The organism is Synechocystis salina LEGE 00031, assembly GCF_015207985.1.
GTDB classification, from domain to species: Bacteria; Cyanobacteriota; Cyanobacteriia; order Cyanobacteriales; family Microcystaceae; genus Synechocystis; species Synechocystis salina.
Genome location: NZ_JADEVV010000007.1, coordinates 12424 through 34414 on the forward strand (window position 1 = coordinate 12424; position 21991 = coordinate 34414).

Annotated in this window: 38 protein-coding genes; 4 read left to right on the top strand and 34 right to left on the bottom strand. The window is 50.9% G+C overall.

Going from position 1 to position 21991, the window contains the following annotated elements; all coding sequences use genetic code 11:
- Nucleotides 1-71: 71 nt before the first annotated feature.
- The 31 genes from IQ217_RS03500 to rplC all read right to left on the bottom strand — a co-directional run bounded on the left by IQ217_RS03500 (nt 72) and on the right by rplC (nt 16644).
- A complete protein-coding gene (locus tag IQ217_RS03500) occupies nt 72-251 on the bottom strand; it encodes a DUF2949 domain-containing protein (RefSeq protein WP_194018942.1) in 180 nt (59 codons plus the stop codon).
- A 387-nt stretch (nt 252-638) separates the two neighbouring features.
- Complete coding sequence (gene rpmE / locus IQ217_RS03505) at nt 639-884, bottom strand: 50S ribosomal protein L31 (protein ID WP_190596091.1); 246 nt, start codon at nt 882-884, stop codon at nt 639-641.
- A gap of 46 nt (nt 885-930) precedes the next feature.
- Nucleotides 931-1344, bottom strand: a complete 414-nt coding sequence (gene rpsI / locus IQ217_RS03510) for a 30S ribosomal protein S9 (RefSeq protein ID WP_010871951.1) — start codon at nt 1342-1344, stop codon at nt 931-933.
- Nucleotides 1344-1799, bottom strand: coding sequence for a 50S ribosomal protein L13 (gene rplM / locus IQ217_RS03515; protein WP_010871952.1), 456 nt, complete (start codon nt 1797-1799; stop codon nt 1344-1346). Before rplM ends, rpsI begins: the two co-directional genes overlap by 1 nt.
- 64 nt (nt 1800-1863) lie before the next feature.
- Entirely contained in the window at nt 1864-2691 is an 828-nt protein-coding gene (gene truA / locus IQ217_RS03520) for a tRNA pseudouridine(38-40) synthase TruA (protein ID WP_190596093.1), read from the bottom strand.
- Nucleotides 2692-2708: 17 nt separating this feature from the next.
- Complete coding sequence (gene rplQ, locus IQ217_RS03525; RefSeq protein ID WP_194018943.1) at nt 2709-3059, bottom strand: 50S ribosomal protein L17; 351 nt, start codon at nt 3057-3059, stop codon at nt 2709-2711.
- Between the two features lie 77 nt (nt 3060-3136).
- The gene (locus IQ217_RS03530) at nt 3137-4081 is read right to left on the bottom strand and encodes a DNA-directed RNA polymerase subunit alpha (RefSeq protein ID WP_190596096.1); all 945 of its coding nucleotides are present in this window, start codon (nt 4079-4081) and stop codon (nt 3137-3139) included.
- Between the two features lie 108 nt (nt 4082-4189).
- Nucleotides 4190-4582 (bottom strand): 30S ribosomal protein S11, encoded by a 393-nt coding sequence (gene rpsK / locus IQ217_RS03535; protein WP_010871956.1) that lies wholly within the window; start codon nt 4580-4582, stop codon nt 4190-4192.
- 48 nt (nt 4583-4630) lie between these two features.
- Complete coding sequence (gene rpsM / locus IQ217_RS03540) at nt 4631-5014, bottom strand: 30S ribosomal protein S13 (RefSeq protein WP_010871957.1); 384 nt, start codon at nt 5012-5014, stop codon at nt 4631-4633.
- Between the two features lie 82 nt (nt 5015-5096).
- Nucleotides 5097-5213 carry a 50S ribosomal protein L36 gene (rpmJ, locus tag IQ217_RS03545; protein ID WP_010871958.1) on the bottom strand — a complete coding sequence of 39 codons (117 nt, stop codon included), beginning with the start codon at nt 5211-5213 and terminating at the stop codon, nt 5097-5099.
- Between the two features lie 137 nt (nt 5214-5350).
- Nucleotides 5351-5578, bottom strand: coding sequence for a translation initiation factor IF-1 (infA, locus tag IQ217_RS03550; RefSeq protein ID WP_010871959.1), 228 nt, complete (start codon nt 5576-5578; stop codon nt 5351-5353).
- 119 nt (nt 5579-5697) lie between these two features.
- Entirely contained in the window at nt 5698-6261 is a 564-nt protein-coding gene (locus IQ217_RS03555) for an adenylate kinase (protein ID WP_190596100.1), read from the bottom strand.
- A gap of 165 nt (nt 6262-6426) precedes the next feature.
- Nucleotides 6427-7755: a preprotein translocase subunit SecY gene (secY, locus tag IQ217_RS03560; RefSeq protein WP_190596102.1), complete on the bottom strand. Its 1329-nt coding sequence runs from the start codon at nt 7753-7755 to the stop codon at nt 6427-6429.
- Between the two features lie 101 nt (nt 7756-7856).
- The gene (rplO, locus tag IQ217_RS03565; protein WP_190596104.1) at nt 7857-8300 is read right to left on the bottom strand and encodes a 50S ribosomal protein L15; all 444 of its coding nucleotides are present in this window, start codon (nt 8298-8300) and stop codon (nt 7857-7859) included.
- Nucleotides 8301-8368: 68 nt separating this feature from the next.
- Nucleotides 8369-8890: a 30S ribosomal protein S5 gene (rpsE, locus tag IQ217_RS03570; RefSeq protein WP_190596106.1), complete on the bottom strand. Its 522-nt coding sequence runs from the start codon at nt 8888-8890 to the stop codon at nt 8369-8371.
- 39 nt (nt 8891-8929) lie between these two features.
- A complete protein-coding gene (rplR, locus tag IQ217_RS03575; protein WP_190596108.1) occupies nt 8930-9292 on the bottom strand; it encodes a 50S ribosomal protein L18 in 363 nt (120 codons plus the stop codon).
- A gap of 3 nt (nt 9293-9295) precedes the next feature.
- A complete protein-coding gene (gene rplF / locus IQ217_RS03580; RefSeq protein WP_190596110.1) occupies nt 9296-9835 on the bottom strand; it encodes a 50S ribosomal protein L6 in 540 nt (179 codons plus the stop codon).
- Nucleotides 9836-9894: 59 nt separating this feature from the next.
- Nucleotides 9895-10296 (bottom strand): 30S ribosomal protein S8, encoded by a 402-nt coding sequence (gene rpsH, locus IQ217_RS03585; RefSeq protein WP_190596111.1) that lies wholly within the window; start codon nt 10294-10296, stop codon nt 9895-9897.
- A 91-nt stretch (nt 10297-10387) separates the two neighbouring features.
- Nucleotides 10388-10930 carry a 50S ribosomal protein L5 gene (gene rplE, locus IQ217_RS03590; protein WP_190596113.1) on the bottom strand — a complete coding sequence of 181 codons (543 nt, stop codon included), beginning with the start codon at nt 10928-10930 and terminating at the stop codon, nt 10388-10390.
- Nucleotides 10931-11027: 97 nt separating this feature from the next.
- Nucleotides 11028-11375 carry a 50S ribosomal protein L24 gene (rplX, locus tag IQ217_RS03595; protein WP_190596115.1) on the bottom strand — a complete coding sequence of 116 codons (348 nt, stop codon included), beginning with the start codon at nt 11373-11375 and terminating at the stop codon, nt 11028-11030.
- Entirely contained in the window at nt 11376-11744 is a 369-nt protein-coding gene (rplN, locus tag IQ217_RS03600; protein ID WP_010871969.1) for a 50S ribosomal protein L14, read from the bottom strand.
- 23 nt (nt 11745-11767) lie between these two features.
- Nucleotides 11768-12013, bottom strand: coding sequence for a 30S ribosomal protein S17 (rpsQ, locus tag IQ217_RS03605; protein ID WP_010871970.1), 246 nt, complete (start codon nt 12011-12013; stop codon nt 11768-11770).
- Between the two features lie 7 nt (nt 12014-12020).
- Nucleotides 12021-12242, bottom strand: a complete 222-nt coding sequence (gene rpmC, locus IQ217_RS03610) for a 50S ribosomal protein L29 (protein WP_190596117.1) — start codon at nt 12240-12242, stop codon at nt 12021-12023.
- A 1-nt stretch (nt 12243) separates the two neighbouring features.
- Nucleotides 12244-12663: a 50S ribosomal protein L16 gene (rplP, locus tag IQ217_RS03615; RefSeq protein WP_028947555.1), complete on the bottom strand. Its 420-nt coding sequence runs from the start codon at nt 12661-12663 to the stop codon at nt 12244-12246.
- A gap of 52 nt (nt 12664-12715) precedes the next feature.
- Complete coding sequence (rpsC, locus tag IQ217_RS03620) at nt 12716-13438, bottom strand: 30S ribosomal protein S3 (RefSeq protein WP_190596119.1); 723 nt, start codon at nt 13436-13438, stop codon at nt 12716-12718.
- Nucleotides 13439-13467: 29 nt separating this feature from the next.
- Entirely contained in the window at nt 13468-13833 is a 366-nt protein-coding gene (rplV, locus tag IQ217_RS03625; RefSeq protein WP_190596121.1) for a 50S ribosomal protein L22, read from the bottom strand.
- A gap of 15 nt (nt 13834-13848) precedes the next feature.
- On the bottom strand, nt 13849-14127 hold the full coding sequence (gene rpsS, locus IQ217_RS03630; protein ID WP_010871975.1) for a 30S ribosomal protein S19: 279 nt from the start codon (nt 14125-14127) through the stop codon (nt 13849-13851).
- 32 nt (nt 14128-14159) lie between these two features.
- Nucleotides 14160-14990 (bottom strand): 50S ribosomal protein L2, encoded by an 831-nt coding sequence (gene rplB, locus IQ217_RS03635; RefSeq protein ID WP_190596123.1) that lies wholly within the window; start codon nt 14988-14990, stop codon nt 14160-14162.
- Nucleotides 14991-15032: 42 nt separating this feature from the next.
- A complete protein-coding gene (locus tag IQ217_RS03640; protein WP_028947551.1) occupies nt 15033-15338 on the bottom strand; it encodes a 50S ribosomal protein L23 in 306 nt (101 codons plus the stop codon).
- The gene (rplD, locus tag IQ217_RS03645) at nt 15331-15963 is read right to left on the bottom strand and encodes a 50S ribosomal protein L4 (protein ID WP_190596127.1); all 633 of its coding nucleotides are present in this window, start codon (nt 15961-15963) and stop codon (nt 15331-15333) included. Before rplD ends, IQ217_RS03640 begins: the two co-directional genes overlap by 8 nt.
- Before the next feature lie 39 nt (nt 15964-16002).
- A complete protein-coding gene (gene rplC / locus IQ217_RS03650; RefSeq protein ID WP_190596128.1) occupies nt 16003-16644 on the bottom strand; it encodes a 50S ribosomal protein L3 in 642 nt (213 codons plus the stop codon).
- A gap of 496 nt (nt 16645-17140) precedes the next feature.
- Here rplC and IQ217_RS03655 point away from each other — a divergent pair, with 496 nt between their 5' ends.
- A complete protein-coding gene (locus IQ217_RS03655) occupies nt 17141-17611 on the top strand; it encodes a Dps family protein (RefSeq protein WP_190596130.1) in 471 nt (156 codons plus the stop codon).
- A gap of 31 nt (nt 17612-17642) precedes the next feature.
- Here the strand turns inward: IQ217_RS03655 and IQ217_RS03660 are convergent, their stop codons facing one another.
- Together IQ217_RS03660 and IQ217_RS18785 are read right to left on the bottom strand one after the other, a co-directional pair.
- Complete coding sequence (locus IQ217_RS03660) at nt 17643-18251, bottom strand: chorismate lyase (RefSeq protein ID WP_190596132.1); 609 nt, start codon at nt 18249-18251, stop codon at nt 17643-17645.
- A 17-nt stretch (nt 18252-18268) separates the two neighbouring features.
- On the bottom strand, nt 18269-18448 hold the full coding sequence (locus tag IQ217_RS18785; RefSeq protein ID WP_228023910.1) for a hypothetical protein: 180 nt from the start codon (nt 18446-18448) through the stop codon (nt 18269-18271).
- Here IQ217_RS18785 and IQ217_RS03665 point away from each other — a divergent pair.
- Together IQ217_RS03665 and IQ217_RS03670 are read left to right on the top strand one after the other, a co-directional pair.
- On the top strand, nt 18447-19424 hold the full coding sequence (locus IQ217_RS03665; RefSeq protein ID WP_228023911.1) for a metallophosphoesterase family protein: 978 nt from the start codon (nt 18447-18449) through the stop codon (nt 19422-19424). The genes IQ217_RS18785 and IQ217_RS03665 overlap by 2 nt on opposite strands.
- Before the next feature lie 91 nt (nt 19425-19515).
- A complete protein-coding gene (locus IQ217_RS03670) occupies nt 19516-19908 on the top strand; it encodes a DUF1823 family protein (RefSeq protein WP_194018945.1) in 393 nt (130 codons plus the stop codon).
- Between the two features lie 79 nt (nt 19909-19987).
- Here IQ217_RS03670 and IQ217_RS03675 read toward each other — a convergent pair whose 3' ends face one another.
- A complete protein-coding gene (locus tag IQ217_RS03675) occupies nt 19988-20350 on the bottom strand; it encodes a c-type cytochrome (RefSeq protein WP_190596137.1) in 363 nt (120 codons plus the stop codon).
- A gap of 181 nt (nt 20351-20531) precedes the next feature.
- Between IQ217_RS03675 and IQ217_RS03680 the strand changes: the two genes are divergently transcribed.
- A complete protein-coding gene (locus tag IQ217_RS03680; RefSeq protein WP_194018946.1) occupies nt 20532-21833 on the top strand; it encodes an ABC transporter substrate-binding protein in 1302 nt (433 codons plus the stop codon).
- Nucleotides 21834-21991: the final 158 nt, after the last annotated feature.

Consider the following 21991-nt stretch of genomic DNA (forward strand, 5'->3'; position numbering starts at 1 on the left):
AATGTTTGCCCATGATAAGGCCGGGCACCACTCTGAAAAATTCTTGACGACTTGTACCTAACAGTGGGGCACTAACCCCAATGATCCAAAAGACGATCCAACTGAGAGGTATCAATTAGACCATATTGCCAAAAAATAACTGGCAGATAGGAGGGCATAGCCTCGGTTTGTTTCAGTCCCCAGGCAATTTGATCCGCTGACAGTGAAAATTCCTTTTTTAATAGTTGAATCAGATTTTTGGACACGACCATGGACTGCTCCCGGGGAAAGAATTAATTTTTAATTTTTGTTCACAATTCTAGTAACGACGGTCAGTGTGTCTTACCCTAACGGCGATCGCCTCGGGGGCGGAACTGGGCTGGAGTTGTTGGAGCAGGGCAAAACCTAGGACCAAGAAAGCGCAGACGGCAATTAACATACAATTCACTTTGTAAACTTATGTTAACAATCCTATCGGTTCCTCTCATAATCTGCAATGGGGTATTTACCGACCTTGGGCAGATCTTTTCTGGCCAGCAAAAAGCCAGACTATCAAAGGGCCTGGCTCAAAAAAACTCAAAAAAGTTATTAAGTTAAGGTTTAGTTTTCCCAAAGGCATACTCAGAGGGAATTTGGCAGTAAAGAAAAAGTTGGCTTACTTATTTCTTTTTCTTATCTTGTTTGTCTTCGGCAGTTTTTTCCTTCATGCCATACTTACGCATAAAGCGGTCAACACGGCCTTCCGTGTCAATAATTTTTTGGGTACCAGTGTAGAAGGGGTGGTTACCGGACCAGATCTCTACGTTGATTTCTGGCTTGGTGGAACCAACGGTCATAATCACCTCTCCGTTACAGGTGACTTTGGCATCGGGATACCAGGTGGGGTGAATGTCAGCTTTTGGCATGGTCAGTCCTAATAATTCCAATAGAGTGGTAAATCCAAATCTCCAATTAACGTTTGGAGTACTGGGGGGCCTTACGGGCTTTATGGAGACCGTATTTTTTCCGTTCTTTGGCTCGGGGATCCCTGGTGAGATAGCCTTCCGCTTTTAGGGGTTGACGATTTTCCGGGGAAAGTTGGCACAGGGCCCGGGCCACACCTAGCTTCACGGCATCTGCTTGCCCTGTTAGGCCGCCACCGTGGGCATTGACCAAAATATTGTATTCCCCTTCCAGTCCAAGGGTTTCTAGGGGGGCTTTCAAGCTTTGGATGTAGTTGGCAATGCGGTTGAAGTAAATTTCCCCAGGCTTACCGTTAACAATTACTTCCCCCTGACCGGGCACAAGACGAACCCTGGCGATCGCCGCTTTACGACGGCCGGTGCCCCAATAGACGACTTTATTGCTGGAATCGTTGGCTTGCATTAGTTAGCTCCTGCAGGAATAGTGTTGATAACAAGGGTTTCGGGTTGTTGAGCTGCGTGGGGATGGCTAGGGCCAGCATAGACTTTCAGCTTAGTGAACAACTTACGGCCGAGGCTATTTTTGGGCAACATTCCCCGGACAGCACTTTCGACAATTCTTTCCGGTAAACGAACTTGGAGTTTTTCAAAGGTCTCCTCCTTCATGCCCCCGGGGCGGCCGGAATGGCGACGGTATAACTTTTGCTCCCGTTTTCTGCCGGTAACTTCTATTTTTTCCGCATTAATAATAATGACAAAATCACCGGTGTCCATGTGGGGGGTGAAGGTGGGCTTATTTTTACCACGTAAAATAGTGGCTACTTCAGTGGCAAGACGGCCAAGGCGTTGACCCTCAGCATCAATTACGTACCATTTGTGGTCTAGGTTGTCGATGGTTGGTAATACAGTTTTGTTCATAGTTTTCAAAAATACCCCCGCTTAATAACGGGGCATAATTATTTGCCTTGCTAATTTGGTTCGGCTAGCCAGTGAATTGCCACAGAGGCTGACTATCAAACCAAAGGGAATCAGGCAAGGGAAAATTTTCATAACCGACCCGCAGTAGGCATAAACCCTTGGCGGGAGCAGCATATTTAACCAAATCCCGCCGCTGATTAACCCAAATATTATTGAAGTCAGTCAGACTTCGTTGTCCAGAGCCCACCTCCACCAGCAAGCCCACCAGTAAGCGCACCATGCCGTAAAGAAAACCATTGGCTTGGATTTCTAGATAGACCATGGGGCCTCGACGGTAACAGTCAACCTCCTGCACTTCCACCCAGGAATGGGTCCGGGCTGAACCGGCTCGGTGGAAAGCCGCTAGGTGATGTTTTCCTAGCAGTGGTTCCATGGCCGCCTGCATGGTCTTCTCCTGGAGGGGAAAACGGTAGTAATGCCAACTGTAAGCATCAGTGAACAGATTGGGCCACTGATCCGTATAGATGCTGTAACGATACCGTCGCCACAGGGCAGAAAAGCGGGCATGCCAACGGCTATCCACCGCCGCTGACCCTCTCACTAAGATGTCCTGGGGAAGATGACCATTCAGGACTTTACTCCAACGGTGGGGAGGAATTTGTCCCACCGGGTCGTCAAAATGGGCCACTTGGGCCGCCGCATGGACCCCGGCATCCGTCCTGCCAGCCCCATGGAGAGTGACGGGCTGACCCACCACTTTGGCGATCGCCAACTCCACTTCCTCCTGAATAGAAGAAAAATTAGGTTGACGTTGCCAGCCATGGAAACGGGTGCCCAGATATTGCATCACCAAGGCCACCCTTTGTTTACCAGCAGACGGAGAGGAAGGCATCAATACAAACCGTCTAATTAGACCAATTCAATCACAGCCATTTCCGCATTGTCACCCCGGCGACGCAGAGTCCTGATAATGCGGGTATAGCCACCATCTCTATCCTTATAGCGGCTGGGAGCATCCACAAATAGAGCATGGACTGTGGGCTTGTCGTACATGTAACCTAGGGCCCGACGACGGGCAGCCAGGGAACCGTCCTTAGCCAAGGTAATCATGCGGTCCACCTCGGAACGCACCGCCTTAGCCCTAGCCTTAGTGGTCTTGATTTGCCCGTGGCGGATCAACTCTGTGGTCAAAGCCCGCAGGAGGGCCTTTCTTTGGTCAGCGGGCTTCCCCAACTGAGGCACTCGACATCTGTGTCGCATGGTAACTGAACTCCTAAAAAATTAACAACAGGGGGTTACTCCAAGGCCAGAAGCAGTAGTCAAACCCATTGAGCTTGTTAAGCTTTAGCCTTTTCGTGGGGCAGGGTAATACCCAAACGTTTTTGCAGTGCCTCAATCACCTCTTCCGCGGATTTGAGACCAAAATTCTTAATTTCCAGTAGATCTTCTTGGCTATATTCCAGTAGATCCGCCACGGAATTAATCTGGGCTCGCTTCAGGCAGTTATAGGCACGGACAGAAAGTTGCAACTCCTCAATGGGAATTTGACTTTCTGGGTTAACCTCGTCCTGGTAATCGCTATGGGCCGCTTCCAGCTCATTGAGATCCTTAAGGGGGATAAAAAGATTAGCAATAATGTCAGAGGCTTCCGACAGCGCTTCCCGAGGCTGAATACTGCCATTGGTCCAAATGTCTAGAATCAGCCGATCCTTTGGACTCATGCCATCGGCTCGGATATCTTCCACCGTGTAATTGACCTTGGTCACCGGCATAAACACCGAGTCAATTTGGAGAAAATCCAGGGATGAATTTTCGTCCTTGCCCCGCTCGATAATCCGATAACCGACGCCCCGTTCCACCCGGAATTCCATTTCCAGTTTGGCTCCCTCTGCCAAAGTGGCAATGTATTGGTTGGGATCAATAACCTCCACTTCCGAAGGCACCTCAAACTGGGCCGCTGTCACCGTCCCCGGACCGATCGCCGTTAAACGGCCAATCTGGGGCTGATCGGTGTAGCTTTTGAGCACAAGTTCCTTCATGTTCAGCATAATTTCCAGAACATCCTCCCGGACCCCTGGAATAGTGGCGAACTCATGGTTAACCCCCGCAATGCGGATAGCCGTTACCGCGGCTCCGGGCAAGTTGGACAACAACACCCGTCGCAAAGCATTTCCCACCGTCGTTCCCTGGCCCCGGTCTAAGGGTTCAAGGGAAAATTTACTGTACTGCTGTTGATTTTTTCTGGTGCTGGATTCCACACACTCAATTTGAAACTGCGCCACTAACGCGACCTCCCTTATATCTCCGTGTAAATAGCTTGACCGACGCTATCTCAGTCAGAGGAAATTACGATTTGCTCAAAAAAGCTGTTAGCAAAAAATCTAACTGTCCTAGACCCGACGGCGTTTGGGGGGACGACAACCATTGTGGGGGATGGGGGTAACATCCCTGATCAGGGTGATTTCCAAACCAGCTCCCTGGAGGGCCCGGATGGCAGTTTCCCGACCAGCGCCGGGGCCACTCACCATTACCTCCAGTTGCCGCATGCCCTGTTCCATGGCCCGACGGGCGGCGGAGTCAGCAGCGGTTTGGGCGGCATAGGGAGTGCCTTTTTTAGCTCCTTTGAAACCGCTAGAACCAGCGGAAGCCCAGGAAATCACATCACCGCGAATGTCGGAAATGGTAACAATGGTGTTGTTGAAAGTAGATTGAATGTGGGCCACCCCGCTAGGGACATTCTTTTTTGCTTTTTTGGGCCCAGTTTTTCTGGTAGGACGCGCCATAATGATTGCTTGAAAGCTTCAATAAACAGGACAGGGATGGGGGGAAGATTATTTCTTCGCTGGGGTCTTTTTCTTGCCGGCAACGGTCAAGCGGCGGCCCCGACGGGTACGGGCGTTGGTTCTAGTACGCTGTCCCCGCACTGGTAAGCCTTGGCGATGCCGACGACCACGATAGGTGCCGATGTCTCCAAGACGTTTGATGTTCATGGCCTCCCAACGACGGAGATCACCTTCGATCTCATAATTTTCGTCGATGTAGGTTCTTAACTTCAGCGCATCTTCATCACTGAGATCTTTGACTCGGACATCGGGACTAACCCCGGTTGCGTCCAGAATTTCATGGGAGCGCGACAGACCAATACCGTACAGATAAGTGAGGGCGATTTCCACACGCTTATCCCGAGGCAGGTCAACACCAGCTATGCGTGCCACGTTGATTTTCCTCTAAATAAGTTCAATAAATTTATGGAGTAGGGTTTAAGACAGACCAGAATGGTAATCACTAGGGGAACTGCTAACCTTGACGCTGTTTATGCTTGGGGTTGGCGGAACAGATGACCATCACACGACCGCGCCGACGAATAACGCGGCACTTATCACACATTTTCTTAACGGAAGCTCTAACTTTCATGCCTGATTTTCTTTGGCAACACTGCAAGCTCTTAATTATAACAAGTTATCGTGCCCGTGTCATGGCAAATATTAAATCAGCTTTCCCCGCCGAGGGGAGGCATTAATTTTTAGCCTTTGCCATCGTCAAATTAATGATTACTTTTTATTTTTAAGACGATAGGTTATACGCCCCTTGGTGAGGTCGTAGGGGGTTAATTCCACCTTGACCCGATCGCCGGGGAGAATTTTGATGTAGTTACGACGAATTTTGCCGGAGATGTGGGCCAAAACGTTGAAACCATTGTCAAGGTCGACCCTAAACATGGCATTGGGCAATGACTCCATCACCGTGCCTTCCATCTCAATTAAATCTTGTTTAGACAAGCGGTTAATGACCTCCTAAAAATAGAATGGAATAAAATATCGAAAAAAGCGCCATTTTTAATCATAACAAATCTAGGTTGCTCCATTGGCCAACCTATGCTTGGCTTGACATTTTCTTCCTAGGGTTTGACCAGTTTTTCTAGGCTGGCGGCGATGGCTTCCACCGGCTGGTTGCCGTCGAGGGAATAAAGTTTGCCTTGTTCCTGGTAATAGGCCATGAGGGGAGCAGTTTGCTCTGTGTAAACCAGCAGCCGATTACGAATGGTGGCTTCGTTATCATCCGCCCGCCCCCTGGCCAACAGGCGTTCCACAATCACTTCATCGGGAACTTTAAGGTTAATGACCCAATGGGTGCGGTGACCAATATTAACCAACAACTCATCGAGAAAAATTGCTTGGTTAACGTTACGGGGAAAGCCATCCAAAATCCAGCCAGCTTTGGCATCTTTATGACCCAATCGCTCTTCAATTAACCCCAGGATTAGCTGGTCGGGCACTAGTTCTCCCCTATCCATATAACCCTTGGCCTGGTTCCCCAACCCTGTGCCATCGGCGATCGCCTGGCGCAACATATCCCCAGTGGAAATATGGGGAATAGCAAGGGTGTCCGCCAAACCCACCGCTTGGGTACCTTTACCAGAGCCAGGGGCCCCTAGAAAAATTAAACCTTTAGCCATGGCCATAGTCCTTAAAAACTCCAGAAAATTACTAATAAAAAGCGGTCAAGGAAATGTCTGTGCCAACTTCCCCCAACCGCACCATTTGTTTAACGATGTGATCAACAAAATTGCTCCATTGATGCACGATCCATCGTTACCAATTCGTTCCCATCAATGCCCAAGGACACCCTAGGGCTGTTTGATCATGCCTTCATAACGCTGGGAAATGACATAGGTTTGGATTTGTTTTGCCGTATCAATGGCGACCCCCACCAAAATCAACAGGGATGTGGCCCCCAAACCCTGGAAAGTAGTCACTCCGGTAGCCTGCTCCACAAAAATGGGCAGAGTAGCCACAAAACTGAGAAAAATTGCCCCTAAAAAGGTGAGACGGTTAAGCACTCCTTCTAGATATTGCTCAGTCTTTTTCCCAGGGCGAATACCAGGAATACTAGAACCCATCTTTTTCAGATTTTTTGATACGTCCTCTGGGTTAACAATCAGACTGGCGTAAAAATAACTGAAGAAGAAAATCATCAAGGAATAAACCACGGTATAGACCCAAGTACCGGGGCGCAAAGCGTTGGAAATTTGGACGAGAATTTCCCCAAACCCGCCTAAACCTTCATTGCCAGTGGCAAAACCAGCCAGGGAAGAAGGCAAAATCAGCACAGCGGAGGCAAAAATAATCGGCATTACCCCCCCTTGGTTCAAGCGTAGGGGCAAATAGCTAGTGCGCTCCCGATAGAGCTTTTTACCCACCTGACGACGGGCAGAAATAATCGGAATGCGCCTGGTGCCTTCCTGTACAAAGACGATACCCACAATCATGACCAGGAAAACCAGCATCAACAGTACCACCGCAGTGATGGACTGCCTGCCCCCGGACTGGGCATACTCAATGGTTTGACCCAAGGTTTGGGGTAGGGTGGCCACAATGTTGACAAAAATCAACAGGGAAGCACCGTTACCAATACCCCTTTCTGTAATCAACTCCGAAATCCACATCACAAACATGGAGCCGGCGGTGATGGCTAAAACCGTTTGAAAAATAAATAGGGGGCCATAGTTGTTGGCATAGGGGCGCAGTAAACCAATGGTCAAACCCAAACCTTGGATAATGCACCAACCAAAGGCAATATAACGGCTGTATTGGGAAATTTTCCGCCGCCCTGCTTCCCCTTCATTTTTCTGCAAATCTTCCAGGGCAGGAATGGCCGCTGTTAGCAGTTGCATGATGATGGAAGCGTTAATGTAGGGCAAAATGCCCAGGGCAAAAATTCCCACGGTGGATAAACCACCCCCGGTAAAAATATTTAAAAAACCAATAACGGAGTTATCGTTGATGGCCTGGCTAAAGGCCTGGCGATCAATGTCCGGTACCGGGATGAAAATTCCCACCCGGACTAGAATTAGTAGCCCAATAGTAATAAGCAGCCGACCCCTAAGGCCAGCCGCTTGGGCCATCTGCAGGAAAGTTTCCTGGGCAGAGGGGGCTTTGTCTCGACTTACGACCATTTATTTATACCTGAGTAAAAGTGCGAGGGATGAAGCAAAACAATGAATTAACCTATTATCCCCTTCTCCCCGGCGATGGGGAAGGATTTTGGTTACCATTGTTAGCCCTGCGCCACCACACTGCCACCGGCTGCTTCAATTTTGGCTTGGGCCGCTTTGCTACAGGGAGCATGGACGGTGAGAGCTACGGCTAATTCTCCGTTGCCCAGGATTTTTAAAGGGCCGTCGTTACTAGTGACAATACCCGCTTCCATTAAGCTTTCCAGGGTGACCACGGTGTTGGGGGCTAGACCGGCCAACTTACCGACGTTAACCACAGTAAAATGCTTAGGGTTGTAGAGGGGAAAGTGTTTTAATTTAGGCAGACGACGGTAGAGGGGCATTTGTCCCCCTTCAAAACCAGCTTTGGTACCGGTACCGGAACGGGATTTTTGGCCCCGCATACCAAAACCACAGCTAGCGCCTTGCCCTGCCGCAATACCCCGGCCAACACGGCGACGGCGTTTTTTAGCACCGTCATTGGGAGAGAGTTCGCTCAAATTCATGGCTAATATCAAAAATTAAGTTCACAGGAGATGGAATTTTCACCTACCAAAGGCTTAGGACCTTGGGCTTAGGTGTAGAGATGCTCCACGGCAACTCCCCGCTCTTCCGCCACTTCCGAGAAAGTGCGCAGAGTTTCCAGGGCGTTGATGGCAGCCCGGGCATTGTTTAGAGGATTATTGGAGCCTAGTTGTTTAGCTAGGATATTCTTAACTCCGGCCAGCTCTAGCACAGTACGAACAGCGCCACCGGCAATTACCCCGGTACCAGGGGCGGCGGGACGAACCACCACTTTGGCTCCCCCGGAAACCCCATTGGTGATATGGGTAATGGAATTGGATTTGGTCAGGGGCACCTCGATCAGTTGTTTTTTGCCATCGGCCACCCCTTTACGGACGGCTCCGATTACGTCCCCAGCTTTGCCCACTCCCACACCGACCTGGCCAGTTTCGTTACCGACTACCACGATCGCCCGGAAGCTAAGTTTTTTACCGCCTTTGACCACCTTACTGACTCGGCGGATTTGGATAACCCGTTCCTGCCAGTTGGTGTCTTCTTTTTTTTCACGGCTGGTTTTACGACGCTTTGCCATAGTAATTTCCTTGGATGTTAATGGGTTTGGTTAACGTTGTTAGAAATCGAGACCGGCTTCCCTGGCCGCCTCCGCCAGAGCTTTTACCCGTCCGTGATACAACTTACCACCCCGGTCAAAAACTACTTGGTTAATGCCTTTGGCGATCGCCCGTTGGGCTACCAACTTGCCCACCTCTGCGGAAGCATCCTGGGTGGCGCTGGAACTGAGGGACTTTTTCAAATCGGGGTCGAGGGTGGAAGCCGCCGCAAGGGTGTGCTGGGCCACGTCATCGATCACCTGGGCGTAGATGTGGTCATTGGACCGAAAAACCGCCAAACGGGGCCGCTCGCTGGTACCAGATAAGTGGCGACGCAGCCGACGGTGACGACGTTGGGTGGCAGATTTACGAGTACTTTTCATGGTTTATTTTTTCCCTGTCTTACCAGCTTTACGACGGACATATTCACCTTGGTAGCGGATACCTTTACCCTTATAGGGTTCCGGTGGCCGCACAGCCCGGATTTTGGCCGCTGTATTCCCCAAGAGTTCCTTGTCAATGCCGGAGACAATTACCTGGGTGTTATTTTCAACTTTGACCTCAATGCCTGCGGGCATGGTCATTTCCACGGGCTTACTATAGCCGACATTCAGAGTCAACTTATTGCCCTGGGCCTGGGCTCGATAGCCCACCCCTTGGATTTCGAGACGACGCTCAAAGCCCTGGGCCACCCCATCCACCATATTGGCAACGAGGGTACGCACCAGACCGTGGCGTTCCCGGGCAGCGCGGGACTCGTCCTGGCGGGTGACGGTGATGGTTTCCCCTTCCTGGGCCACAACTACCTTTTCCGGTAAATGTCTTGCCAGGGAACCCTTGGGGCCTTTCACACTCAGATGGGTGCCTTGAATATCTACGCTGACCTTCGCTGGGATGGGAATGGGGCGTTTTCCGATACGGGACATAGGATTAATTCTGTAAAGTTAAGTTTAAGTAGTAATACAATAGTAGCCTTCGACCAGGACTACCAAATGTAACAAAGGATTTCGCCCCCAATGCCCTGGCGACGGGCTTCCCTATCGGTCATGATGCCGTGGGAGGTGGAAACAATGGCGATGCCAATGCCGCCCAACACCCGGGGAATTTTTTTGGAAGGGGCATACACTCGCAAACCGGGCTTACTAACCCGCTGGAGGGTATTGATCAGGGGCTGGCGGGTCTTGCCTTTGTACTTTAAAGTGAGCACTAAAGTACGACTAATGCCTTCGCCGGTTTCAGCATAGTCTTCGATAAACCCTTCGCTTTTGAGCACCTTGGCAATGCTCAGGGTCATTTTAGTGGTGGGCACCTGGGTAGTGCTATGTCTCACCGCACAGGCATTGCGGATGCGGGTGAGCATGTCGGAAATTGTGTCTGTTGAAGCCATTATTCCTGCTGGTAGATTCTCCTAAGGGATGATGATTCAGGTGGATTGATGGAAACTTGTTACTGATCAATCACCCTGAGCCGCGACTAAATTAACTTCTAAAGGGCATGCCCAGAGCTTTAAGCAATGCACGGCCTTCTTCGTCAGTTTGGGCGCTGGTAATGATGGAAACGTCCATGCCCCGGATTTGATCGATGGTGTCGTAATCAATCTCGGGAAAAATTAGTTGTTCGCGAATGCCTAAGCTATAGTTACCCCGGCCGTCAAAGCTGTTAGGGCTGATGCCACGGAAGTCCCGAATGCGGGGCAACGCTAAGTTAATCAAGCGATCCAAAAAGGCATACATCCGCTCGGAACGGAGGGTAACCATCACCCCCACTGGCATACCTTCCCGGATTTTAAAACCGGCGATCGCCTTGCGGGCCCTGGTCACTACCGGCTTTTGCCCTGTAATGGTGGCCAACTCCGCCAGGGAAGACTCCAAAGCCTTGGCATTTTGGGAAGCTTCCCCTAATCCCCGGTTGACAGTAACCTTGGTCAATTTGGGAACTTGGTGAATATTTTTGTAGCCAAACTCCTCCTTTAACTTAGGAAGAACGGTTTCTTGGTAGAGGGTTTTAAGTCGTTGAGTCATGGTATTTACAGGGTCTCTGGGCTTGGTCAGAGAAATAAATGAACCGGGCACATCAAGCTGAAGTCTGGGGTCGGCCAGGGGGCAACTACACCAGCCTTTAGTCAATGATTTCTCCCGTTTTTTTCAGCATCCGCACTTTACGACCATCGTCAGTGACGGTGTAGCAAATGCGACTAGCAATTTTTTCCTTAGTGGAATAGAGCATCACCTTGGAGCTATGGATGGGAGCTTCATAGCTACTGATCTGCCCCGATTCCCCCTCTTGACGGGGTTTAACATGCTTGGTGCGGATATTAACTCCTTTGACCACCACTTGACTTTGGCTCGGAATGGTTTGCAGGACTTCCCCCACTTTGCCCTTATCTTTGCCGGAAATTACTTGGATGGTGTCGCCTTTTTTGACGTGCATCTTCACCCGGTGGGGAGCTTGTTTGGTTTTAGTCATTTAGAGCACCTCCGGAGCCAAAGAAACAATTTTGGTAAAGTTTTTGTCCCGCAGTTCCCGGGCCACGGGGCCAAATACCCTGGTACCCCGGGGATTACCTTCAGCGTTGATGATCACAGCGGCATTGTCGTCAAAGCGGATACTCATGCCACTGGCTCGGCGCAAAGGCTGTTTGGTTCTGACAATCACCGCCCGTACCACGTCGGACTTTTTGATCGGCATGTTGGGCAGGGCATCCTTCACCACGGCAATAATTTGGTCGCCAATACCACCATAGGTGCAGTTCCCCGTGCCCAGAACCCGCAGACACATGAGCTTGCGAGCCCCACTGTTGTCCGCGACGTTGAGATAGGTTTGTTGTTGAATCACGGCGTTTTCCTAAAAAAATCAGACTAGGATGAATGGCTCATAATGTTGATTACTTGCCAGCGCTTAGTTTTGCTCAGGGGGCGGGTTTCTTGGATGCGAACCTTGTCCCCTTCTTGGCACTGGTTTTCTTCGTCGTGAGCTTTAAATTTCTTGGTTTTGACGACAATCTTGCCGTACTTGGGGTGGGGAGAACGGCTTTCCACAGCAACAACGACGGTTTTATCCATTTTGTTACTGACCACAATGCCCACACGTTCTTTAATCGCCATGGTGTTTCTATTCCTCCTCGGAAGGACTGTTCTCAAGTTGTCGTTCCCTTTCCACCGTTAATAGTTGGGCTAAGCGATGGCGGGCATGTTTAAATTCATGGGGATTTTCGGGACGACGGGTGGCCTGTTGGAACCGGAGTTGGAATAATCTTTGCTTGGTAGCGAGGATTTCCGTGCCCAGTTCTTCGTCGCCGAGTTTCCTTGCGTCCGCAATATTGGGAAGAGCCATGTTAAATGTAATCCTCCTGACGGGTAATAAATTTAGTCTTAATGGGCAATTTCTGGGCGGCGAGGCGCATGGCTTCCCGGGCCACTTCCTCGGAGACTCCAGCTAGTTCAAACATGACCCGACCGGGTTTAACCACCGCTACCCAATATTCCGGGGACCCCTTACCGGAACCCATCCGAGTTTCAGCAGGACGCATGGTGACGGGTTTGTCGGGAAAAATACGGATCCAGATTTTCCCACCCCGACGGATGTAACGGGTCATGGCTCGACGGGCGGCTTCGATTTGCCGGGAGGTGATCCAACAGGGTTCGGTGGCCTGGAGGGCGAAATCACCGAAGTTGAGGGTACTGCCCCGCTCCGCTAGACCCCGCATCCTGCCCCGTTGCTGTTTACGGAATTTTGTTCTTCTAGGACTTAACATAGTGCGTTAACGAATAGGCGTTAATGATTGGCGATCGCCAAAGGAATGGAGCTTAACCGTCGTTGGAACGGTCATCAAACTGTTGTCGACGGGATTTGCGACGGGGTTGGCTGGGGGGAGCGACCACGGCCGCTTCTTGCCCAGGGATAATTTCCCCTTTAAAAATCCAGACCTTAATACCTAAAATGCCGTAGGTGGTGAGGGCCGTACGATAGGCATAGTCAATGTCCGCCCGCAGAGTATGAAGGGGCACCCGACCTTCCCGTACCCATTCTGTCCGGGCAATTTCTGCCCCGTTCAGGCGACCGCTAACTTGGATTTTGATACCTTTAACTTCAGCCCTTTCTGCCCTTTGCAATGCTTGGCGCACCACTCGGCGGAAGGAAACCCGACGCTCTAACTGTTGACCGATGTACTCGGCCATCAAAGCCGCATCGGCATCAGCATTGGGTACTTCAATGACGTTGACCCGAATCTGCCGGGCTCCCCCAAGGAGGTTTTGCAGACCGGTACGTAGTTGCTCAATACCGGAGCCACCTCTTCCTACCACTACCCCAGGGCGGGCGGTGTGGATGCCTAATTCGATCTGTTCGGCTTTACGTTCAATGCGGATATCAGAAATACCAGCATTATTGAGGGTTTTCTCAATATATTGACGAATTTTGTAGTCTTCCTGCAAAAGCTCTGGGTAGCGCTTGGGGTCGGCATACCAGCAAGATTTATGGTCTTTGGTAATGCCGAGGCGGAAGCCAACTGGATGTATTTTTTGTCCCATGTTTTGTATGCGTGACGTGAACAGCGATGTTAGTTATCTGCCAAGGCCGGGGCAACGGCAACGGTGATGTGGCAAGTGGGCTTGCGAATTTGGTAGGCACGACCCTGGGCTCGGGGGCGAAAACGTCGCAAACTGGGGCCACCGTCGGCGAAGGCCTGGCTAACAACTAGATCCGTGGGTTCCAAACCTTCGTTATGCTCAGCGTTGGCCACGGCGGAACGCAGTACTTTTAGCACCGGCTCACAGGCTTTATAGGGCATAAATTCCAGGATGATGAGGGCTTCCCGGTAGGAGCGCCCCCGGATCTGATCTAGCACCCGCCGCACTTTTAGGGGAGACATCCGCACGTAACGGGCGATCGCCTTGACCTCGGCCGTCGTATCAAGTTTTGTCATACTGCTTACCTCTGGTTACTTACGCGCTTTTTTATCGCTTTTAGAATGACTGCGGAAGGTGCGAGTCGGCGCAAATTCCCCTAACTTATGCCCCACCATTTGTTCAGAGACAAACACTGGCACATGCTGGCGACCGTTGTGGACGGCGATGGTATGGCCCACCATCTGGGGAAGAATTGTCGAAGCCCGGGACCAGGTTTTAACCACCTGCTTATCCCCCTTGTCATTGAGCTTGTCAATTTTGCGGAGCAGGGAAGCTGCCACAAAAGGACCTTTTTTTAGTGAACGACCCATAGTTCAGTTCCAACGAATAAAAACAAAAATAATTATTTGGTGCGGCGACGGACAATCAGAGCACTACTGCGCTTCTTCTTGTTGCGGGTTTTAGCACCCAGAGCCGGTTTACCCCAGGGGGATACGGGGCCAGAACGACCGATGGGAGCCCGGCCTTCTCCACCACCATGGGGGTGGTCACAGGGGTTCATCACGCTACCCCGGACATGGGGACGACGACCTAGGTGACGCTTACGACCAGCTTTACCAAGTTTGAGGTTACGGAATTCGGCGTTGCTCACCCGACCAAGGGTGGCCACACATTCTTTCCGAACCATGCGTACTTCCTTAGAAGGCAACTTAATGGTCACATAGTCCCCTTCCTTGGCCACCACTTGGGCAAAAGCTCCGGCGGAGCGCACCATTTGGCCACCCCGACCGGCTACCAATTCCACATTGTGTACTTCACTACCCAGGGGAATACGGCTCAGGGGTAAGGTATTGCCCACTTCAAAGGGAGCATCTTCCCCGGCAATCACGGTCATCCCCACCTGTAGTCCAGCGGGGGCGAGGATATAGCGCTTTTCTCCATCGGTGTAGAACAGCAGGGCGATGCGGGCATTGCGGTTGGGATCGTATTCGATCGCCGCTACCCGGGCCGGAATATTTTGCTTATTGCGTTTGAAGTCGATAATCCGGTAAAGGCGTTTATGGCCTCCCCCCCGGTGCCGACTGGTGATTACCCCGCGATTATTGCGACCTTTATGGTCGTGGCGGTTAGTGGTTAATGACTTTTCCGGCGTACTTTTAGTAATTTCAGTGAAATCGGAGACACTTGCCTGCCGAGTTCCTGGTGTCATTGGCCGATAATTGCGAATACCCATGGGTTTAGATAACAGTTAATGCAGTGGTGGTCTAAACGTGGCTTACACGTCGGGGAACAATTGGATGCTATCCCCTTCTTTGAGGGTGACAACGGCCCGTTTTACTTGGGCTTTAAAACCCATGAAACGACCCACCCGTTTTTGTTTGCGGGGCATGCGAGCCGTATTAACGCCTGTTACTTTGACGTCAAACAGTAGCTCGATCGCCGCTTTAATTTCCGGCTTGGTGGCTTCGGGGCGCACGTCAAAGACATATTTATTGTCTTCGAGCTGTAGGGTGGCCTTTTCCGTCACAATCGGCTTAATAATTAAGTCCGCCAAACGACGTTGGTCAATTACCTTACTCACCGTAAACCTCCTGGATTTTCTCGAGGGCAGTGGCGGTGGCCACAATGGTGTCTGCAACGAGGATGTCGTAGATATTGAGGTTATCTGCCCGTAAAATTTTCAAATAGGGAATGTTGCGCCCAGAAAGAAACACATTTTCCGGAATTTCATCCAGGATTAACAACACCCGTTTTTCAGGTTTAGCACCCCAGCGAGTCAAGGCCGTAGCCAACTCTTTAGTCTTGGGTTGGCTGAACTGGTCCCCAAAGGCTTCCACCACCACAAAGCTTTCTGCCTTAGAGGCGATCGCCGTTCTCAGGGCCAAACGCCGCTCCTTGCGGTTCATTTTTTGGCTATAGTCCCGGGGTTTGGGACCAAAGATTACCCCACCACCCCGCCAGAGGGGAGAACGGATCGAACCCGCCCGGGCCCGACCAGTACCTTTTTGTTTCCAGGGTTTGCGACCGCCCCCCCGGACTTCAGCTCGGGTTTTGGCGGAGGCATTACCTTGACGAGCATTATTCTGTTGTCGCACCAAGGCCCGGTGAACAATGTGGGCCGCATTTTCTTCCTTAGCAACCTTGAGGGTCAAGGAGGCATTACCTACCTCCTCCCCCTGCCAGTTTTTTACAATACAATCAACCATAGTTTTGTTCCTTCAGCAGTGACGGATAGAAAAGGCAACCTAGCCCCGACCAACGGTTTTAGCGGGGGTGATATTCAAAAGAGTGCCGGGCTTACCGGGCAGGGCCCCTTTGATGATCAGCAAGTTCCGTTCCGCATCCACTCGCACCACCGTTAAACGGCGCACCGTAACCTGGGACGCACCATACTGACCGGCCATTCTTTTACCGGGATAGACCCGACCAGGGGTGGTACCAGCCCCAGTGGAACCGGGCAAGCGGTGGTTTTTAGAACCGTGGGTCATGTTACCCCGACGGAAATTGTGGCGCTTTTGGTAACCGGCAAAACCGCGACCCATGCTCTGGCCAGCCACATCCACCAGGTCTCCAGCTTGGAAAATGTCCGCTGTGACCGCATCCCCAGCCTGTAGACTGGGAGCTTCCGTCAAACGGTACTCCTTCAAATGGCGGACAGGGTCAGTGTTGGATTTTTTCAAATGGCCCAGTTCGGGTTTGGACAAGGCCTTTTCTTTAACGGGCAAAAAACCCACCTGTACGGCATTGTAGCCATCAGTGTCCTGGGTTTTAACCTGGGTAACGGGACAGGGCCCGGCTTGCACCACCGTCACAGGAATGGAAATGCCGCTTTCTTGATCAAATATCTGGGTCATGCCCAGCTTAGTTCCTAAAATACCGATAGACACGGTCAACCCTCTGCACTAAATAATTAATGTGAATAAACAAACAGGAAACACTCCAGACATAAAGCAGAGACCCCAGACAAATGCCTCTGGTCAATGGCTTTGAGCCCGATAAATAACTGATTTAGTTACGTCGATGGAGCGTTTCAATCAAGCTTGGCTTGAGAGACCACCTTGTGTCCTAGCGGTAGGGAGAGTTAGTCCTACATGGGCCCAGAAGGTGGATAACCCTAGTTCCTGGTCAGACTTAGAAACCCTATGGCATTCCAGTATCTGCAGGGGGTCTTCAAAAATAGCAGTTTAACGTTTTGATATTACTCGATCTAATATCCAGTTTTGACCGCGATTAACCATCATAGCCATAAAGGGAACCCCCGTCAAACTAATTTTCCTGCCAGGGCATCTCCTCGGAGGTGTAAGAACAAGCATTCTTTCGCTGACGCGCAAATTTCGTTAAAATGGTACTGTGTTAAATTTTGTTAAATGGAGATATTCCTGTATGGCTACGATTAATATCGGCATTCCTGAAGCGGACCGCGTCAAAATTGCAGAGTCCCTGAAAAAACTGTTGGCCGATACCTACACCCTTTATCTACAAACCCATAACTTCCACTGGAATGTTACCGGCCCCCAATTCCGCGACCTACACCTCATGTTTGAGGAACAGTACAATGAGTTGGCTCTGGCGGTGGATGACATTGCTGAACGTATCCGCAGTTTGGATGTTTTTGCCCCCGGCACCTATAAGGAATTTAGCAAGCTGAGTTCTGTTCAAGAAGTGGATGGCATCCCCACCAGCAAAGAAATGGTCGACATTTTGACCAAGGGCCACGAAACCATTGTCCAGTCCTGTCGGGATGTGCTCAAGTTTTCCCAACCCGCTGATGATGAATCCACCATTGCCTTGGCTTCGGACCGGATGCGGGTCCATGAGAAGACGGCTTGGATGTTGCGTGCCATGAATAAATAGGCTGCAGTTTTACCTATTCCTGGCTGAAACTTTACTGGAATTTCGCCCTGGGCAATTCCCCCAGGTAGCGGGATAGGTAGGGAGAAAAAATTTCGTAAATTAGGGTTAGGGGTTTACGGTCATGCCAGAAAAGGTAATGTCGACCCCAAAAAGGCCCTTCCTGGCCAAAGGCATCGGCTAAGGCACGGTTGTGGCCACAGTATATGGCCTGGATATCCCGATACAACTCGGTATGCAATCGGGAAAGGCTGTCCCAGATGGGTAAATTGCGATTTTGCAAATATTCGTCCACATGGCTGGCATCCCACCAGGAAACGGCATAGGCTAGCCTTTGACCAGATTGGGTCCTCAGCCACACCTGTCGCCGCAGATGGGGACTGGGTACAGTGTTAATTTGGGGGGGGGCGCCGTCATCCCTGGGGCCCACCGGGGCCATGTCAATCACATCTACCTCTGTCTTCTCCCCGGTGAGTAGTTGCAGGTGCCTGGTGGGGGAACCGTCCCCAAGGATGAGGATTTGCCATGGGGGGGGCAGGATGCTGTGGGGCAGACCATGCCTAACGTCGTGTTGATCCCCCTGCCAGAGTAAGTCCAGTGAATGCCAAGCAAGGGAAGGGGAAACGGCCGGAGAAAGGTTCAAGGGGAGTTGCCTGTGCGTTACAAAACTTTACATTTTCGTGACTTTTTCGATGATAACAAACTCAAGCTAAGGAGGTGGGCTTTCTGTTTCCTGGCGATCGCCGTTTTTGTTGGGATCATTACCGGGTCGTGGTTGACTTCTCCAGGGGGATCAGTGGGTCTGGGACAAACTCTTCCGCTCAGGGGGGACTTACGCATGGCCGTGATTAGTGACCTCAACAGCGCCTATGGTTCTACCAGCTATGAGCCAGAGGTACACAAAGCGTTGGAGCTTATCCCCAATTTGCAACCAGACCTTGTTCTTTGTAGTGGGGACATGGTGGCGGGGCAGAGTCCCAAATTAACCAGTGCCCAAATTCAAGCGATGTGGGACGCCTTTGACCGGGTGGTGACCCAACCCCTGCGGCAAGCCAGGATTCCCTTTGGTTTTACCCTAGGGAACCACGATGCTTCCGGTGCCCTGGATCAAAATCGTCGTTTTCGTTTCCAAAATGAACGGGAGTTGGCGGCTCGTTATTGGCGTAACCCAGCCCATGATCCAGGCATAACTTTCCTGGATAAAAGTGATTTTCCTTTTTACTACACCTTTAGTCAAAATGGTGTTTTTTTTCTGGTGTGGGATGGGTCAACCCACCGGATTCCCCCGGAAAAATTGGCTTGGGTGGAAAGGGCCCTGGCCAGTGCCCCGGCCCAAAATGCCAAGTTACGAATGGCGATCGGGCATTTACCCCTCTATGGTGTGGCGGAAGGTCGCAATAAACCGGGGGAAGTGATGGCCAATGCTGAACAGTTAAGGGCTTTGTTGGAAAAGTACCAAGTCCATACCTATATCAGCGGTCACCAACACGCTTACTATCCTGGCCGGCGGGGTAATTTAGAGTTACTGCACACTGGTATTTTGGGGGCAGGCCCCAGAGTTTTAATTGGCCAAGAACGGCGATCGCCGAAGACGTTAACCATTTTAGATGTCACGTTTGATCAACCGGATCAAGTGCAATACACCACCTACGATATGAAGGATTTGAGCCCTGTGGGACTGGAATCCTTACCCCGGTTTCTCTTGGGCCATAATGGCCGGGTAATCCGCCGAGACCTGAGGGAAGCAAATTTGACCCCAGCGGAGCAGCAGGCCTGTGGCGCAAGTTTGGGCTTGGCCCTGTGCAATGTTAGGTGAGCAATTGAGTAGTGGGGATGCTTAGTCATCAATGGCCAGTTAAAACTACCATGGGAATTTGTCCCCAGACTTGCCGATTTTCTTTCAGACCATGGCTGCCGTTACCCCCAACAATCTCCCTCCCCTCAACAAAGCCACCTTCTGGGCCATCATTCACCAGGAAATCAGTGATGAGGTGGTCAACGCCCTCCTAGCCTATTATCTCGGTTATCGATTCGACGGCGATCGCCAACGGTGGGAACTGGGAGAAGTGGAGTCAAGCTGGGCCCAGGAGTATCCCGAACCGCCCAATTTCATCGAAAATCGTCCCCCCACAGTCAAATTGACCCGGTCCATTCCTCCGGAAAATAAACAATTGCTCAAGGAACAGTTGGATTTTACTGGTTATAAAATTGGCGAGTTCACCCCCCGCCACACCCGCAGAGCCACAGCGGTTAATTGGTTGCTCAGTTACATGGCTATCCACAAGCTCCCATTGCATTGACAAAGAAATGGGCCAGGGAGACCCATTCCGCTCACCAGCCCCCGATTCTCCCTGATCAAACCATTAGAAACTGGGATATCTACCAGCCCTTTTCTGCTTGGTCAAGCACGTAGGACGCCACATCTTCCATGTCGCTGTCACTGATGCGACCCTTAAAGCCGGGCATAGCTCCATTACCATTGGTGATTTGAGCAACAATTGCTGCCACGGAGTTCTTGCCATTGGCTTCCAAGTCGGCCATTTTCAAGGTTTTGCTGGGGTTGATGGAATTGAGCCCCCCATTGTGGCAAGCGGCACAGTTGCCGGCAAAAATAGCTTTACCATGGGCCAGGTCAGCGGCTAAGGCGGTGTTACCTAGGGAAAAAATACCCCCCAGGAAAATTAGACAGGGAAGGGCAATGCCCCAAAAAATCTGGCTAGCTTGGTTGAACAATTTAAACATTAGTTCTCCTTTCAAGGATAAAGTCTTCAAGACGCGAAGGTATTATGGGAGGCGATCAAAACAAAGTCAAAAGACAATCTGTCAAAGTTATGGTCAAGCTAGAATTGGCTAGGTTTATGGAGGGGCCATGGCAGTCCCATTCCTAGCCCACCGTTTTTTTATAATTTCCCCAGCTTTTACGATGGTTTCATGGTGCCGATGGCGATCGCCAAGACGTTGGTTTCTGTTTGCGTGTCTGGGACTGTTGCTCAGTGGGTTAATCAGTTGCCAGGGTAAGCAACCCCAGAGCATGGAGGGGAAAGTCAGCTTTTGGACCATGCAACTACAACCAAAATTTAACCAGTATTTTGACGAATTGATTGGTACCTTTGAGAGAGAAAATCCACCGGAGCAGGTAAATTGGGTGGATATTCCCTGGAATGCCATGGAGAGCAAAATTCTCACCGCTGTCTCGGCTAACACAGCCCCCGACGTAGTAAACCTCAACCCCACTTTTGCTTCTTTATTAGCCAGTAAAAATGCCTGGCTCAATTTGGAACAGGAGGTGAGCCCCGAAGTTAAGGCCCGCTATCTGCCTAGTATTTGGCAAGCCAACAGTCTTAGGGAAGGGGAGGTGTTTGGTTTCCCCTGGTATCTCACCACCCGCATCACCATCTATAACCAGGACCTACTACGACAGGCGGGGTTGTCCGCCCCTCCAGCCACCTTTGCGGAGTTAGCTGTGGCTGCCAAAGCAATTCGGGAAACCACCGGTAAGTATGGTTTTTTCATCACTTTTTCCCCCTCCGATTCCGCCGAGGCCCTAGAAAGTCTAGTGCAAATGGGAGTGCGGTTGGTGGACAATGACGGCCGAGCCGCCTTTAACAGTCCCGCCGGCAAAGTGGCCTTTCAATATTGGGTAGATCTGTATCAGCAGGGATTACTGCCACCGGAAGTCTTAACCGAAGGACATCGTCGGGCCGGAGACCTTTATCAGTCCGGGGCGATCGCCTTTTTATCAGCGGGGCCAGAGCTATTAGCTAGTTTGGAAAAAAATGCCCCCAGCATTGCGAAAGTTTCCGCGGCCGCGCCCCAAATTGTCGGGGAAACTGGTAAAAGAAATGTGGCAGTGATGAATCTAGTCATTCCCCGGAGCACCCAAAATCCCACCGGAGCAATTAAATTTGCCGAATTTGTCACCAACACGGACAATCAATTTACCTTTATCAAACAGGCCAATGTCTTACCCTCAACCATTGGTGCCGTCGATAAGTATCGAGAAGAGTTGGCAAAAATCAGCAACGCCAGTTCCTTGGAAAATGCCCGTCGGGTCGCATTGGAACAATTGCCCACAGCGGAGGTTTTAATTCCCCCCATGGCCAACCTCAATCAGCTCAAGCGCATCATCTACGAAAACCTTGGGGCGGCAATGGTGGGCAACAAAACTGTAGACCAGGCCCTACAGGATGCGGAACAAGTCTGGAACGATAACTTGAAAGGCTAGACCAGGGTAGTTGCAGTCAAGTGCCCCTCATTGGCAAGTCGTTGTCGCCATCTACCTGTCGTGTTGATCAGGATAGAAGGAGATAATCATCATGTACATCTGCTGCACCGATTGATTACCTATAACCCGGCCCGATCCCCAAGGGCATGGCCAAAAAT

Excerpts from the sequence above, each read along its gene's own strand:
- IQ217_RS03500 (WP_194018942.1), bottom strand. The coding sequence starts at position 251 with ATGGTCGTGTCCAAAAATCTGATTCAACTATTAAAAAAGGAATTTTCA.
- rpmE (WP_190596091.1), bottom strand. The coding sequence starts at position 884 with ATGCCAAAAGCTGACATTCACCCCACCTGGTATCCCGATGCCAAAGTC.
- rpsI (WP_010871951.1), bottom strand. The coding sequence starts at position 1,344 with ATGCAAGCCAACGATTCCAGCAATAAAGTCGTCTATTGGGGCACCGGC.
- rplM (WP_010871952.1), bottom strand. The coding sequence starts at position 1,799 with ATGAACAAAACTGTATTACCAACCATCGACAACCTAGACCACAAATGG.
- truA (WP_190596093.1), bottom strand. The coding sequence starts at position 2,691 with ATGCCTTCCTCTCCGTCTGCTGGTAAACAAAGGGTGGCCTTGGTGATG.
- rplQ (WP_194018943.1), bottom strand. The coding sequence starts at position 3,059 with ATGCGACACAGATGTCGAGTGCCTCAGTTGGGGAAGCCCGCTGACCAA.
- rpsK (WP_010871956.1), bottom strand. The coding sequence starts at position 4,582 with ATGGCGCGTCCTACCAGAAAAACTGGGCCCAAAAAAGCAAAAAAGAAT.
- rpmJ (WP_010871958.1), bottom strand. The coding sequence starts at position 5,213 with ATGAAAGTTAGAGCTTCCGTTAAGAAAATGTGTGATAAGTGCCGCGTT.
- IQ217_RS03555 (WP_190596100.1), bottom strand. The coding sequence starts at position 6,261 with ATGGCCATGGCTAAAGGTTTAATTTTTCTAGGGGCCCCTGGCTCTGGT.
- secY (WP_190596102.1), bottom strand. The coding sequence starts at position 7,755 with ATGGTCGTAAGTCGAGACAAAGCCCCCTCTGCCCAGGAAACTTTCCTG.
- rplO (WP_190596104.1), bottom strand. The coding sequence starts at position 8,300 with ATGAATTTGAGCGAACTCTCTCCCAATGACGGTGCTAAAAAACGCCGT.
- rpsE (WP_190596106.1), bottom strand. The coding sequence starts at position 8,890 with ATGGCAAAGCGTCGTAAAACCAGCCGTGAAAAAAAAGAAGACACCAAC.
- rplR (WP_190596108.1), bottom strand. The coding sequence starts at position 9,292 with ATGAAAAGTACTCGTAAATCTGCCACCCAACGTCGTCACCGTCGGCTG.
- rplF (WP_190596110.1), bottom strand. The coding sequence starts at position 9,835 with ATGTCCCGTATCGGAAAACGCCCCATTCCCATCCCAGCGAAGGTCAGC.
- rpsH (WP_190596111.1), bottom strand. The coding sequence starts at position 10,296 with ATGGCTTCAACAGACACAATTTCCGACATGCTCACCCGCATCCGCAAT.
- rplE (WP_190596113.1), bottom strand. The coding sequence starts at position 10,930 with ATGACTCAACGACTTAAAACCCTCTACCAAGAAACCGTTCTTCCTAAG.
- rplX (WP_190596115.1), bottom strand. The coding sequence starts at position 11,375 with ATGACTAAAACCAAACAAGCTCCCCACCGGGTGAAGATGCACGTCAAA.
- rpsQ (WP_010871970.1), bottom strand. The coding sequence starts at position 12,013 with ATGGCGATTAAAGAACGTGTGGGCATTGTGGTCAGTAACAAAATGGAT.
- rpmC (WP_190596117.1), bottom strand. The coding sequence starts at position 12,242 with ATGGCTCTTCCCAATATTGCGGACGCAAGGAAACTCGGCGACGAAGAA.
- rplP (WP_028947555.1), bottom strand. The coding sequence starts at position 12,663 with ATGTTAAGTCCTAGAAGAACAAAATTCCGTAAACAGCAACGGGGCAGG.
- rpsC (WP_190596119.1), bottom strand. The coding sequence starts at position 13,438 with ATGGGACAAAAAATACATCCAGTTGGCTTCCGCCTCGGCATTACCAAA.
- rplV (WP_190596121.1), bottom strand. The coding sequence starts at position 13,833 with ATGACAAAACTTGATACGACGGCCGAGGTCAAGGCGATCGCCCGTTAC.
- rpsS (WP_010871975.1), bottom strand. The coding sequence starts at position 14,127 with ATGGGTCGTTCACTAAAAAAAGGTCCTTTTGTGGCAGCTTCCCTGCTC.
- rplB (WP_190596123.1), bottom strand. The coding sequence starts at position 14,990 with ATGGGTATTCGCAATTATCGGCCAATGACACCAGGAACTCGGCAGGCA.
- rplD (WP_190596127.1), bottom strand. The coding sequence starts at position 15,963 with ATGGTTGATTGTATTGTAAAAAACTGGCAGGGGGAGGAGGTAGGTAAT.
- IQ217_RS03655 (WP_190596130.1), top strand. The coding sequence starts at position 17,141 with ATGGCTACGATTAATATCGGCATTCCTGAAGCGGACCGCGTCAAAATT.
- IQ217_RS03665 (WP_228023911.1), top strand. The coding sequence starts at position 18,447 with ATGGCCGTGATTAGTGACCTCAACAGCGCCTATGGTTCTACCAGCTAT.
- IQ217_RS18785 (WP_228023910.1), bottom strand. The coding sequence starts at position 18,448 with ATGCGTAAGTCCCCCCTGAGCGGAAGAGTTTGTCCCAGACCCACTGAT.
- IQ217_RS03670 (WP_194018945.1), top strand. The coding sequence starts at position 19,516 with ATGGCTGCCGTTACCCCCAACAATCTCCCTCCCCTCAACAAAGCCACC.
- IQ217_RS03675 (WP_190596137.1), bottom strand. The coding sequence starts at position 20,350 with ATGTTTAAATTGTTCAACCAAGCTAGCCAGATTTTTTGGGGCATTGCC.
- IQ217_RS03680 (WP_194018946.1), top strand. The coding sequence starts at position 20,532 with ATGGTTTCATGGTGCCGATGGCGATCGCCAAGACGTTGGTTTCTGTTT.